Here is a 12,098-nt window from a genome sequence, read left to right on the forward strand (position 1 = left end):
TCCTAGTAGAGGCTGATCTCGGCGTCGGCGCCATCGGCCGCCGCAGTGAGTGCGTAGCCAACGGCGACACCGCTGGCGAACTTCTTGGCCTTACCGGCAGTGCCGACCTCGACCTGATCGAATGCGGCGAGCGCGCCCTCGGCGCTCACATGGGTGACACGCGAATTGCCGCGCGCCACACCCACAATCTCGCCACTGGCGGCGTCGTACTTAGAGACACCGCACGCCCGGCCCGCCGCGTCGGCAGGAGCGACGGCGATGTTCCCGGTTGCGGTGCGGTTGCCGCTGATCTTGAGGAACCGCTTACCGGTGACGGCCGCCGTTGCGCGGCCGGTGATGTCCCGGCCCGGCTCATACACGCCCACGTTCTCGTTGACCATGATCTATTCCTTTCCTTCCGAACTCGGCGCGGTGGGCGCGGAGTCAAACCAACTCAGGTCGTTGGGCACGGGGCCATCGGCGGGCTGTGTCGAATGCCCCGTCTCGGCGTAAGGGATCAGCCCCGGCGCCAGCGCGGCCAGCACGGCGGTGTGGCCCTCGCGGTCGGCGGCCAGTGCCTGCAGGTGGTGATTGCGCCGTGCCGGGGCGACCTTGCCGTCGCGGATGGCCGCATCGACCACGCGCTCGTCGCCTTCGCGCAGCTGTTGTGCGCGGGCTTCGGCGCCCGCCTGCGCGGCTGCGACGGTGGCCTCGTACTGCGCCTTCTCGACCACTGTCAGGCCGGCCTTGGCGACCAAGGCGGTGGCCTGCTCCAGAGTCGGTGCAACGGGCGGGGTTTCGTCCGTGTCGTCGGCGCGCTCTTCGAGCGCTTCGGCGGCGGCGGACAGGATGGTCTCGTCGGAAGCGTCGGCGTTGATACCGAGCAGCTTGGCGAGGCCCTCATTCAGGGTTGCCACAATGGGCTCCTTTCCTCTGTGAACCTCGCCCGGTCCGGGCTGAGGGGTCTTGTTGTGCGCCAGGGGCATCCGTGGCGTGGGGGCCGACTGGCGGCCCGCGTACTTGAACGCCGACAGATCGAACACCGACGCGCGCGCGGCTGCGGAGTCTGATTCCTTCTCTGGGAGTTCGACGACGCGATCGGCAAGACCGGCATCGACCGCTTCGTCGGCGAGCAGCCAGGTTTCCTCGGCCATTACCGCGAGCCAGTCCTGGGCGGTGCCCCCTGCCCGGTCTGCGTAGATCTGGGCAATGTTGGTGTTGTGCTGGGCCAGCCGCTCGGCGCTCTTGTGCATGTCGCGGGCATCGCCCACGCACACCGCCCATGCGTTGTGCAGCATCATCTGGCTGTTGCGGTTCATCACGATCTCATCGCCGGCCATCGCGATCACCGAGGCGATCGAGGCGGCGAGGCTATCGACCACCACGGTCACCTTCGCCCGGTGGTCGCGTAGCGCGTTGAGGATGGCGATGCCGTCGAACACCGAGCCACCGGGGCTGTTGATGCGCACCGTGATGGCATCGTTGTCGATGGCCCCCAGGTCTCGGGTGAACTGTTCGGCGGAAATGCCGTACCACGAATCGATTTCGTCGTAGATCAGCAGCTCGGCCGGGCCGTCGTCGGCTGTGGTGGCGTTGCGGATGCTGTACCACGGGGGGCGCTCGCCTGCCTTGAGATTCCTGGTCACCACAGCGTCGGGTCTCCGTTCCTCTTGGCCGTGCTCGTGCTGGCGCCGGGACGTGCCCGGGTATGGGTGCGCACGTGCACCGATCCGCGACTGTCCTCGGGGTTGTTGTTGGGCTCGCCGGGATCCCGTTCGGCTTCGGGCGCGTTCGGGTCGGGTCCAGGTAGTCCGGTGGCCGCGCGGATGAAGGCCTCAAGGCGGGGGTCGGGTGTCAATAGCCCTGCGTTGACGAGCATTTGCAGCGCTGCGGCGGTGGCGTCCTGTCGGGAACCGATCTCGTCGAAGACCAGCAGGGGTGTGGGTTCGTCTTCGCCGAAATTGAGGTCGACCAGATCCTCGACGACGTGCGCCTGGGCGGTGTCGCGGATGTCGTCGGCGACCGTCTGCACGGACTGCACGAACGTGTCGGCCTGCACGCTGGCCAGGGCGTACGAGCCGCCCTTGCCGTCCAGATTCAGGAAGTGCGCCAACGCAACCAGCGCCATCTGGTGATCGTGATACTCGATCGCGCGGCGCGGGTCCATCGGGGTACCCGACGGTGAGGCGATGGCGAATTCCTCGCCCTCGGTGATGGCCAGGCCAGCCGTTTCACCACCCCGGAATGCCGACGCGATGGCCAGCAGCTCGTCCATCCGCTCCGGGTCCTCGGAATCGGATTGGTTGCCCTTCATGACCGGTACACCGATGCCGTGGCGCCGGGCGGCGGCGGCCTCGATGCGCATCAGCTCGTCCTTGAGCTTCCAGTGCTTATAAGCAGGGCGTAGCAGGCTGTTACCGATCCACACACCCGGATCGGGTTCGTGCGCGTACACGATGAGCTGGTTGACCGAAATGGTCGAATCCAGCGGCCCACCAGCCGGTATCGCCAATCCGCTCGATGTCATGGCGAACGCACTGGAGGGCTGTTGCTCGATCGAGACCAGTCCGCCGTCGCGGTCGACGTTCCACTTCGCGATGGTGGCCTGGGGGCGTGGGGCGAGCTTGCGCAGCACCGCGCGAGCGTTGGCGCCCTCGCCTTCGAGGCGGTAGACCTGCTCGAATACCGAGTGCCCGTAGCGCAGCGCCATAAGGGCCTGCTGTAGGTGCTTGTCCCACGAGAACCGGCCTCGAGTCCGCGCCTGGGGTTCGTCCTCGTCGGCGGCGCCCTCAATGGGCAGGCTCAGATTGCGTGCGATGAACTCGGTGACCTCATCGCTGGCACCGTTTTGGCGGATGCGCCACGCGGTACGTCGAATGGGCAGCCCAATTGCCCGCAGCACGGACGAGATTCGGGCATCCTCGCGGACCATGCGCGTGTAGGTCCACACCGACAGCGGCCAGATCAGATCGGTGGTCTGCTCGAATTGGTCGGTGGGCCCACCCCAGCCCGTGGCGCCGGCCGAGCTGAGCACGTAGCCCTTTTCAGTACGCGGGGCGGCGGTCTTCTTCGGTGCCATCATCGCCCCCTCTCGTTAGAATGCGGTCGTCATCGCGTCGAAATCAGCGCCATGGCCCTGTGATTGGCGCTCTGGCGAGGCCCCGGTGCGGGGACTGACGGTCTTGGCGGGTGCCTTGACCCCGAACTTCAGTAGCGCCCAGTGCGCCATCGATACGCACACCAGCGGGGTTCCGGCGCCGGTGTAGTCCTCGGCCCAGATGAAGTCGCCTTGTGGCAGCTCGTGCATGGTCGCGCTGACCACCGAGTCATTGAGCACGGGCTGATCGCTGTGGGAGAGCTTGCCCGCCAACGCATCATCGAGCAGGCCGCCGCATGCGAGGGCGATCTCGGGGGTGCCGATCATCTGCGGCTCGATGCCCGCGGCCGTCAGTAGTGGTTCCAGGACGTTGGCGGTGTTCTTGCGGTCGATCACCAGCGCGATGGGGTTCCACTCGGTCACCTTGGCAATCAGGTACTTGGCGATCTCGGTGTGTGAGCCGGTGCGCAGTGGGCCCACCTCGATGTGGCTGCGTGCGTCAACCGACCACTGCGCGGCGCTGATTGACCAGGCATCGCGGTTGCGTGCGCGGCGCACTGCGATCACCCGGGAGCCGGTGAGCTTGGCGTCTGGATTGCCCATATCGCCCCATATCGCCTCGGGGATCGGCGAGCTGATCTCTTCCTCGTCGGGCGGGTAGTCGCCCCATCCGAGATAGTCCGCGTTGAAAATTGCGCGCTGCTCCAGTGTTTTGGCCTTCTGCAGCTTGGAGCGGATCTCGCGCTCGTTGGTCGCCACGCCGTACGACGGTTGGGCGGCCACCCATGTATCCGGTTCGGTGCGCGCCATCTCTCGGGGTGCGGCGTAGAGCGCGTAGTACAGGTCCGGGGCTCGCTGGTGACCGAGCTTGTGCATGCCGGTCAGGGTGTGGCACTTGGGGTGGATGCTGGCTACCGGTGAGGTCGAGATGTACACCGTCTGTGGATTTTTGGCAGCCGACTGGGCGCCGGTGAGGTTCTGTTCTTCGCCGGGGTCGATGTCGTAGGCCTCATCGACGATCAAGAGGTCGATCTCGGTGTAGCCGCGTCCGAAATCCTGTGAGCGGGGCCCGAACTCGGCTTCGCACACGATCTGACCGGTGTTCGGGTCGCGCAGCTTGATCACGCCACGGTTGCCGGCCTTGGAGGGCTTCTCGGCCAGCCGCTCGCGCAGCCACGGCACTCGGTCGATGACGGCCCACACGCGCTTGAACACGTCGTACGCGGTCGACCAGCGCTGGGCGGTGTAGATGATGCGCGCCGAGCGCAGCACGTACATGTGGAACAAGATCAGCAGGACGATCAGCAGCGTCTTGCCTTGCTGGCGTGTGCATTCGATACACACGTCGCGGTGCGTCCAGAGCCGGACGGGCTCGCGCCCCTCGCGGGCGGCGTCCTCGATCTCGTCAGCCGTGGCGTCCTGCACCGACAAGATGCCCTGCAGCGATCCCCATTGCCACGGCATGGTGCGCAGCCCGATATCGAACCCGAACCGGCCGCACCGGTCGGCCTGCGCCGACTCATCGCCCGGGTGCCGAGACTCGAACTCAGGGGTTTGGCGCCCTTTGAGGCGTGGCCAGGAACCGACCCAGGCCGGTGTGCTCGGCTTAGTACTTATCGAGCGGGTTTGGACCATTGGGCTTGCTCGGTGCCTTGCCGCGTCGGGCGTGTACCGCCGCGATCAGCTTGCGCAGCTGCTCGGATTGGGCCCGCTGCTGTATCAGCACGTTGTTCACCACAACCTCCGTCGCGGTAGTGCCGATCTTGACCTGCAGCCAGCTATCACGGTCGCCTTCTAGTAGCCCGTTCATCCGGGCCAGGTAGTCGGCGGCGTGGCCAGCCTGCTCAATGAGGATCTGCAGCGAATAGGGGTCGCCCGGCTCGGACAGGTCCGCGATAAGCTTCTGACCTGGGGTCTTGGTGGGTGTTTGCTTGCGGGGGGCCCGCTTAACTGGGGTGTTAGCTGGCTTTGCTGCCTGCTTTGCTGGTTTGCGGGCGGTCATTGCCGTTCGCTGCCCGAAAAAAAATCCTGACGGGAGCCTCCGGGGGTCAGGAAGGCCCCCCACCTGGATAATTTCGGGGGGAGGGGCTCTGACCTGCGGTTATGGCGCTTTGGCGTGTGTGCATCGGCGCAGGTCAGGACGTTTTCGGCACATCGGCCGGTGATCACCACGACATCACACCTCCGTCGCGTTTGCTAGCAGGGTCGACATGTTTGCTGTGCGACTGGTCGGCATACCAACGCTTTGCTGCCTGGGCCATGCGCCACGGTCGCTCGGCCTTGCATCGGGCCATGACCACGCTCTGACCAGGGTCGATGGTGACGACTTGAGCGCCAGCGGATCGGTATCGCGCGAGCAAGCCCTCACCAGGCATCGAGTGGATCAGGTACACATCGCACTGCCCGGCCAATGTCAGCGCGGTGTCGATCGCGGCCAGCCGTGCGGCCTTGGTGACCGAGCGGATGTGCTGGGGCGGGTCGTGCGGGTCACCACCGGCGGGCGTGAGCACCGAAGCGATGGCGTCGTAGTCGATGGTGATGTCGCCGTGGCGGGCGTGCTGTCGCACCCATGTGGACTTGCCGGCCGCAGGCGGGCCGGTCACCAGGTATAGGGTCACCAGTCCATCACCAGGTTGTCGGTAGCGATGACCGGCGCGGCGGTGATGCCCAGAGCCACAAGGGCTACCGACCACTGCGAGGGATGAACCTCAAGTACCGCGGGCCTGCGGGCGTCGTGGCGGCCGTCTTGGCGCTGGCTGTTGCATATGCCGTGCAGAAGGCGATCGGCACGCTGACCGCCGAACGCCCGAGCCTGGCTGTGGTCTGCGGCCAGCTGCTTGCGGTCCCAGTTGCGTTCCAGCAAGGGCGCTTTGAACATGGGTAGTGCGCACCACCAGCACAGCGTGCCGTCGAGGTGACGGCGCAACAGCGCGTCGGCGTGCTGTTGGTGTTTCCAGCCCAGACCGCGATCGGTGGTGCTGGCCTTACTGCCGGGCCTCGGCATGTACGGCGTCCGGTGCAGCGGCGGCAGCGTGGGCGGGCGGCGTGCTCGGCGTGGGCATCACCTTGGCCGGTACACCGGAAGGCTCGCCGCCGCCGTGCTGCACATCCATCGTCCAACCCTGGGCGCCGGTGGTGATGGTCATCGTGGTGTCGCCAACGTCGCGGCCCATCTGTGTCAGCGTCGCCGTCTGCGCGACAGCGCCCATGACGGCCAATCCCCACGGCTGCCCGCCGCTCTGGCGCCGCAAATCCGGGATATCCGGCGGGGTGTGCCGCCATGTGCCGGGGTCGGCGTCCATCAGGGTCTTGCCGTCAACGGTGATCTTGATATGGCTCATGGGCTTAGGAACTTTCGTAGTTGGCGGGCATCGATCATCACGTCATCGGTCTTGCCGACGGTCAGCACCCATAGGGGTGTGGTGCGCTGGTGGTCTGTGCGGTCGTACAGCGTGAGGATGCGGGTGCCGTCCGGGGCTTCTGCGGCGTCCTGACGCAGCTGCGCCGCATCAGCTTTCGTCAGGACATCGAACTCGGCGGCGATGGCCGATGCGAGGGCCTCGGCCCACAGTTTCGAGGCTTGACCGATCATTTCCTGGGCCTGCTCCTCGGGCATGCCGGTCGAGCGGAACCCGGGAATCGGGATCACACGGGCGGGGCTGTTGTCGTCACCCGGATGTTGCAGAGCACCGGCTGCGAACGTGCGGGTGAGCAGATCCACCAAGAGCTGGTTAGTCATCAGTGGCCCCCTTGGGCTAAGGGATGGGTGCCATCATTCGGTTACCCACACGATGGATCTGCGCCGACATAGCATCGGCACCATGAATGACAAAGACCTTGACCGGGTGCGTGAAGCGGCGGCCGGTGCCATCCAAATCTGCGGAAAGTACGACACCAGAGCTAGCTTGGATGGGCTCGATCCTGCTGTTCGGGATTTTCTGCAATGGCAAATACAGTTAGCGCAGACCCAGGCGTTGGTTGCAATCGGCGAGGAGCTGGCCATAGCGCGTAAGGAACGTCAGGCCATCAGGCACGCACCAACGCTGCTTTAGCTCACCCTGAAACGACGAAAACCCCAGCTAGGCCGGGGTTTTCATGCAGTGGACATAGTTGTCCCACCGACATGTTGAGCGCCATTTTGCCATACGCGCAGGTCTGGGGGACTATCCAGGGCCCGCGTGTCGCAGAACCGCAGGCTGTCCACTGTCACTCCCACCAGGTCAATCCTTGATTTCAGGAATCCCCGGAAACGGGCGCCGTGCATCGCTACAGTTCCAAGCGTTCCAACGGAATCATGTAAGGATCGCAGACGGGTATGGATGCCCTTTTTATGATTGTCGGTGTCCTCGCGGGGGCATTCATATTGTTCTGGGTTGTCACTTTCATCCTCAGAGAGGTGTACTTCCGTAGCCAAGAGTTCTTGGCGCACAAGACCAACATCGCGTCGTTCGTCGCGGAGCACAACGACCTCGCCGCCTACACCGAGGAAATTCGCAGCAACGGATTGTTCCAACTCGGCTTCTCGCCAACGGGTATGCATGCGCACCTCGCATCGTTCCAGAACACTAGTCATTGGAACTATCGCCGCGACCGAAATATGGCGAACTACCAAGCACCTGACGTGCACAACTGCTCACTACAGGTCGTGCGCAACGCTAGCGCCGACCCTCTCAAGTACTTGATGAAGTACTTCAACATCAAGCCAAATGAGACCCAACTCGCCCAGGCCGAGGATCTCGGCAACAGCATCACCCGACTCGAAGCCGCCCTCGCCAACCTTCAACAGCGCGAACATAGCATCACCGAATCGATCAACCCACCGGCGTTCATTCTCTGGCTCTACAAGGATGCGTTCATGCGACATGTGGGGGTGAACCTGTCAACGATTACCGTTCCGTACCCCGTGTACATTTTTGAGTACGTCAGCGCAGGCGGAAATAGCTCTCAGCGGGCCACCATCACGTTGAACGCTCCAACGATCGATGTGCTCGTAGAAACCCTTTCGCAGAAGATCCGATGGCGAAAGAGCGTCGCCGGGCAGCGTGCCATGATGACCTCCAGACTGCGCGAAACCATCAAGTCCCGAGATAACTACACGTGCCAATCCTGTTCAGTGTCACTTGCCGCTGAGCCACATCTACTTCTTGAGGTGGACCACATCATTCCGGTATCCAAGGGCGGCATGACGGCCGTGGAGAACCTGCAGACGCTGTGCTGGCGGTGCAATCGAAGCAAGTCGAACAAGCTAACGTCCGCGTAATCCGTGGGCATTACTGCGCTTATCGCGGCGCCATGCGGTGTGTGCGGTCATGAGTGCCGAGGCCAGAGCGCGGGCGTCTTGCATGGGCAGAACGGGCGGGATGTTGGCCACGGCCACCTCATCCCCGCGAGGTGAGATGCGCACTTCGCCCGGGGCCCATGGTCGCGCGGTGATCGGCACTTCGACGTAGCGGCGGCCGGCATCGTCTGTCTGGATGCCGGGCAGCTTGATCACCAGATACCCCTTGGGCTTGAGACCGTCTGGCAGCACCGAGGCGATGAGGTCGGCGACCTGCGCCTGCGTGTAGACGACAGTCTCGATCTCGCCCTCGGCGCCGATGCTCACCTTGCGTGTGAGACCGAACAGGTTCGGGATGCCCTCGATGATCTCGCCAATGGCCTTGCGCGCGTCCATGGGGCTGGTTCTACCCCAGGGGGCCGACATCGCCCTGATCCACGTCTAGTGGAATACCTCCCGGAATACCTCCCGGGTCACCTGCCAGAGGTTGGAGTCTGATCTTTCGCCTCGCGTCCGCCACCCGTCAATCACGGCTTCTCGAACCGTTGGCCACTCGTCCCGGTCTTGGTTGCACCATCGCTGGTAGTAGGAGCCTTCGCGGAATGAATCTCCCTCGCGTCGCAGCCCTAGGACAATGCGGAATTTAACAATCCAAGGTATGGCTGTAGCCACCGAACTACAGGCTGTCGCATACCACTGGATAACTACCACGCTCACGCTAATGACACCGAATAGGTGATGAAGATTAGCAGGGTATGCAAACTTTGAAGCATCCGCGAGGAAGCGGGCTATGTTCACACCGTAATAGAAAGCCAGCCCAGTTATCGCTAGGCCGAGCAATGGTTTATAGATTGAAATAATCTTCATTATCCAGAACCATGTAGTGAACGTGAGTAAATATATTCCGATTTGAGTGAGCCAGAAGCATAGGATCAGTATCCAAAGAATCGTGGATAGCATGAACTGGATACCGAACAGCAGCCCCATCCGTGCGATGGCATATAGCAGCAGGGCGGACCATAGGGTGTAAAGAAGCAGACCTATACAATATCCGGCTTTGCGCCAGCCATTTGAATCTCGGATGCACGGTGAGATTTTCTTCCGGGCGAATATTACGAGAACTGGCAGATACAGTATCGCCCCAAGTAGGGAATAACCATTCGGATAGAATGCCATGTCACCACTGACCCGCGCGAACAGGCGGGGAATGTGGATCACCTCGAGTTCGGCAATCTTCATCGCGGTTATGTTGAGCATCCAAGGCGAGGCGATCAAAATCAAATAGCTAAATAGAAGTAGTGGTAAAGCGCGGTAGAATTTCGCGGCTTGGCCTTGCTCCCTCAGGTGATCGCCGACCTCCTTCTGCCACCGGTAGTAGGTCTTACCTGTATCTACCAAGCTTCGGACGCTGAGCCTGGCCCGCTCCAGTGGCGAGCGGACGCCCTTTTCTGCACCGTCAATAGATTTGGCCGGTAACTCCATGCGTGCTCCCGTGAGTCATGCGCCCTCCCAGCGGCGTTGGAGTGCGCTTGGCCGAAGTATGCAGGTTAGGTCCGACACTTTGACTTCGTCAGTTCACCCGCGCGCTGGCGTTGCGGGGCCGATCGGCGCGCACGGTGCGTACGTCACCTATGCGAACCATCTGGTGACCGTGGGCGTCACGTCCGCGCACCGGCACCCGACCGTTCTGTATCCAGCGTTCGATCGTCCTCTGCGGTACGTGCTCATCTAGGCGCGGCAGTACCACGTCGACAAGCTCGCGCACGGTGGCGTTGCGGTCGTCGAGCTCGCCGAGGTTGCGCGCCAGCACGTCGGCGACCTCGTGCGCGGTGTCGCACTGCGGGCAGACGATTGAGCCGCTGTGACTTGGCGCCATGAGCGCGTACCCACACCGGGTCGCGTTGTCGCCCTTGCGGGCCCGCGCGGTGAGTACCTCGTCGGGTGCCGGGTCGGTGATGCATGGCCCGATGATCATGGGCTCAGGCGGGCGGTTCACAACGCGCGTGATCGATCGGAACAGCTGCTCGATCTCGTCGCAGATCTCGGCACCGTTCTCCTGCAAGGCGACATTGGAGGCCTGCCGGTGCAGCCACTTAGCCATGCGCGCCGTCGTCGCGACCGAGAGCGTGTCCTCCCCGCGCCGTCCGGCGTAGGTCACGCGCAGGTTGTCCACGGGCGTCTCGTTGGGTGTACGCGCTTCTGGGGCGCCGTCGCAGTCGTCGCACAGTGCCCCGGCCGCCGAGGTTGGCAGCGTCACGAAGCACCGCCGACATGCGCCGGCCCGGGCTGGTGGCGCGGAATCGATATCGAACCGATCGTCCGGCTGCTCGCCCTCCGCTTCGATGACCAGTAGCGGCGTTGGCTGCGTGCGGAACTCGGGCACCTCGAGCCCACGCGTCTCGCACATATCGCGGATGGTCGTCGACAGTGCGTTGCCGATCCGGTCGAGCTCGTCGCTGGCGCGACCGTTGACCCGGCCGAGCGCCAGGGCATGCCATAGCGCCGCCTGGTGCCGCTCTCGGTGGTCTCTCGGCGTCGGGGTGGTGTCTTTGTCGCGCGGGAAGGGCTCGACGTGGCTCACGAGACTCTCGTCGCCGTGCAGCACGTCGCGACGCTCGCCCTTGCGTGCACCATCGCCCAGGTTCGCCTGCCCGACAGCGGTTTCGGTGAGTCGATCGATCCACCACGGTAGGTCGGCCAGTCGCTTGCGCAGCTCGGATATGCAGGCCTTGCACACGAACAGATCGGTTGCGCGTTCGCACCGCTTGCACTTGGTCAACGGTTGAATCCCCTTACCATCTTGGCGAATTGGACATCGATATCGTGCTGTTCGATCTGAGCGAGGTGCTGACGCTGCCACGGCTGTAGCGGCATGCCGAGGTGTTCACACATCTGCGCCATGCGGTCAGCGTCGCCGGGTCTCATCGCGAGCCACCGGCGGCAAACGCGGCGAAGGCTTCGGTGCTGGTGTCGAATCGGCACCAGGTCTCGTAGCCATCGCCGACCCGCTTCTCGATCCGCCACTCTCGGTTCACCGGCCAGATCCGCCAGGGCGCGGGAGGCCGGTTCGGCCAGAACGGGGCGTCGAGCTTCATCGCGATGCGGAAAGCGGGTACGGACGCGAGTGTGTAGGGCGATGTCGGCCAGTCGCCGAAGCCCTCGCGGAACGGCCAGTGGTGGGGGTTGTACGCGTGCCCCGAGGGCTCTGCCACGGGCTCGCGCGGGTTGTCGTGCAGCTGGCCGCCATACCAGTACCCCTCGGCCAGCGTGCCGTCTGCGAGCTGGACGGCGACGCGCCCGCCCTCGACCAGGCCGGGGCAGGTGAACCTCTCGGGTCTTGCTTTCTCGGTCACCGTGTCTCCGTTCGCATATCGATTCCTGGGGCTGTGGTGGACGCTGGCGGGTTTTCGGACGGTTGGCGACTATCCGGCCGCAGCGGAGGGACTTTCGAGCGCTGCGCGGGCCCTGGCAGCTCCGGCCCTGGCGATCGCTGAGCGGTCGATGTGATCACAAACCCGGGTGCCGTCGTAGCCGTCGTCGTCGCAGATCTCGCAGACGGCGATGGTGGCGAGCTTGGCCTCCAGCGCGGCGTGCTGCTCGGACTCACGTTGCGCCCGTTGCCGTTCACTGTTCGCTCGGTCGATGCCCTGACGGTTGTGCCGTGCAGCCTCGCAGCCATGGCACGGCGTGCTAGTACCTCCGGGATGCTTCGGGCAGTGAGGGGGTGGGGGGTCGTTGGGGTCC

At 64.1% G+C, this 12,098-nt stretch carries 16 protein-coding genes and 1 pseudogene; 2 read left to right on the forward strand and 15 right to left on the reverse strand.

What is annotated here, in order from left to right:
- Window positions 1-2: 2 nt before the first annotated feature.
- From B4394_RS21355 to B4394_RS21395, 9 genes are all read right to left on the reverse strand, one after another.
- Window positions 3-380 (reverse strand): DUF2190 family protein, encoded by a 378-nt coding sequence (locus B4394_RS21355; RefSeq protein WP_078316212.1) that lies wholly within the window; start codon window positions 378-380, stop codon window positions 3-5.
- 3 nt (window positions 381-383) lie between these two features.
- Entirely contained in the window at window positions 384-1,628 is a 1,245-nt protein-coding gene (locus tag B4394_RS21360) for a head maturation protease, ClpP-related (RefSeq protein ID WP_078316213.1), read from the reverse strand.
- Window positions 1,622-3,061 (reverse strand): phage portal protein family protein, encoded by a 1,440-nt coding sequence (locus tag B4394_RS21365; protein WP_078316214.1) that lies wholly within the window; start codon window positions 3,059-3,061, stop codon window positions 1,622-1,624. Before B4394_RS21365 ends, B4394_RS21360 begins: the two co-directional genes overlap by 7 nt.
- 12 nt (window positions 3,062-3,073) lie before the next feature.
- Window positions 3,074-4,711 carry a terminase large subunit domain-containing protein gene (locus B4394_RS21370; protein ID WP_078316215.1) on the reverse strand — a complete coding sequence of 546 codons (1,638 nt, stop codon included), beginning with the start codon at window positions 4,709-4,711 and terminating at the stop codon, window positions 3,074-3,076.
- Window positions 4,683-5,078 (reverse strand): hypothetical protein, encoded by a 396-nt coding sequence (locus B4394_RS21375; RefSeq protein WP_078316216.1) that lies wholly within the window; start codon window positions 5,076-5,078, stop codon window positions 4,683-4,685. The genes B4394_RS21370 and B4394_RS21375 overlap by 29 nt, the downstream gene beginning before the upstream one ends.
- A gap of 163 nt (window positions 5,079-5,241) precedes the next feature.
- Complete coding sequence (locus tag B4394_RS21380; protein ID WP_078316217.1) at window positions 5,242-5,694, reverse strand: AAA family ATPase; 453 nt, start codon at window positions 5,692-5,694, stop codon at window positions 5,242-5,244.
- Window positions 5,691-6,080, reverse strand: coding sequence for a hypothetical protein (locus B4394_RS21385; protein WP_286142222.1), 390 nt, complete (start codon window positions 6,078-6,080; stop codon window positions 5,691-5,693). The genes B4394_RS21380 and B4394_RS21385 overlap by 4 nt, the downstream gene beginning before the upstream one ends.
- Window positions 6,061-6,417: an MFS transporter gene (locus B4394_RS21390; RefSeq protein ID WP_078316218.1), complete on the reverse strand. Its 357-nt coding sequence runs from the start codon at window positions 6,415-6,417 to the stop codon at window positions 6,061-6,063. The genes B4394_RS21385 and B4394_RS21390 overlap by 20 nt, the downstream gene beginning before the upstream one ends.
- A complete protein-coding gene (locus B4394_RS21395) occupies window positions 6,414-6,815 on the reverse strand; it encodes a hypothetical protein (protein WP_286142224.1) in 402 nt (133 codons plus the stop codon). Before B4394_RS21395 ends, B4394_RS21390 begins: the two co-directional genes overlap by 4 nt.
- A gap of 82 nt (window positions 6,816-6,897) precedes the next feature.
- Between B4394_RS21395 and B4394_RS21400 the strand changes: the two genes are divergently transcribed.
- Both B4394_RS21400 and B4394_RS21405 read left to right on the forward strand, forming a co-directional pair.
- Window positions 6,898-7,128, forward strand: coding sequence for a hypothetical protein (locus tag B4394_RS21400; RefSeq protein WP_139360355.1), 231 nt, complete (start codon window positions 6,898-6,900; stop codon window positions 7,126-7,128).
- Window positions 7,129-7,406: 278 nt separating this feature from the next.
- Window positions 7,407-8,336 (forward strand): HNH endonuclease, encoded by a 930-nt coding sequence (locus B4394_RS21405; protein ID WP_502688539.1) that lies wholly within the window; start codon window positions 7,407-7,409, stop codon window positions 8,334-8,336.
- On the opposite strand, the gene B4394_RS21410 is transcribed toward B4394_RS21405, so the two are convergent.
- The 6 genes and pseudogenes from B4394_RS21410 to B4394_RS25570 all read right to left on the reverse strand — a co-directional run.
- Complete coding sequence (locus tag B4394_RS21410) at window positions 8,322-8,750, reverse strand: hypothetical protein (RefSeq protein ID WP_078316221.1); 429 nt, start codon at window positions 8,748-8,750, stop codon at window positions 8,322-8,324. The genes B4394_RS21405 and B4394_RS21410 overlap by 15 nt on opposite strands.
- A gap of 45 nt (window positions 8,751-8,795) precedes the next feature.
- Window positions 8,796-9,836: a hypothetical protein gene (locus B4394_RS21415; RefSeq protein ID WP_078316222.1), complete on the reverse strand. Its 1,041-nt coding sequence runs from the start codon at window positions 9,834-9,836 to the stop codon at window positions 8,796-8,798.
- Window positions 9,837-9,924: 88 nt separating this feature from the next.
- Window positions 9,925-11,133, reverse strand: coding sequence for a hypothetical protein (locus B4394_RS21420; RefSeq protein WP_502688538.1), 1,209 nt, complete (start codon window positions 11,131-11,133; stop codon window positions 9,925-9,927).
- A complete protein-coding gene (locus tag B4394_RS25565; RefSeq protein ID WP_217697781.1) occupies window positions 11,130-11,279 on the reverse strand; it encodes a hypothetical protein in 150 nt (49 codons plus the stop codon). Before B4394_RS25565 ends, B4394_RS21420 begins: the two co-directional genes overlap by 4 nt.
- Window positions 11,276-11,707: a hypothetical protein gene (locus tag B4394_RS21425; RefSeq protein WP_078316223.1), complete on the reverse strand. Its 432-nt coding sequence runs from the start codon at window positions 11,705-11,707 to the stop codon at window positions 11,276-11,278. Before B4394_RS21425 ends, B4394_RS25565 begins: the two co-directional genes overlap by 4 nt.
- Before the next feature lie 69 nt (window positions 11,708-11,776).
- Window positions 11,777-12,098: pseudogene (locus B4394_RS25570) on the reverse strand (hypothetical protein); the annotation flags it as partial.

It is taken from the genome of Mycobacterium sp. D16Q16 (genome assembly GCF_002013745.1).
Lineage (GTDB): Bacteria > Actinomycetota > Actinomycetes > Mycobacteriales > Mycobacteriaceae > Mycobacterium.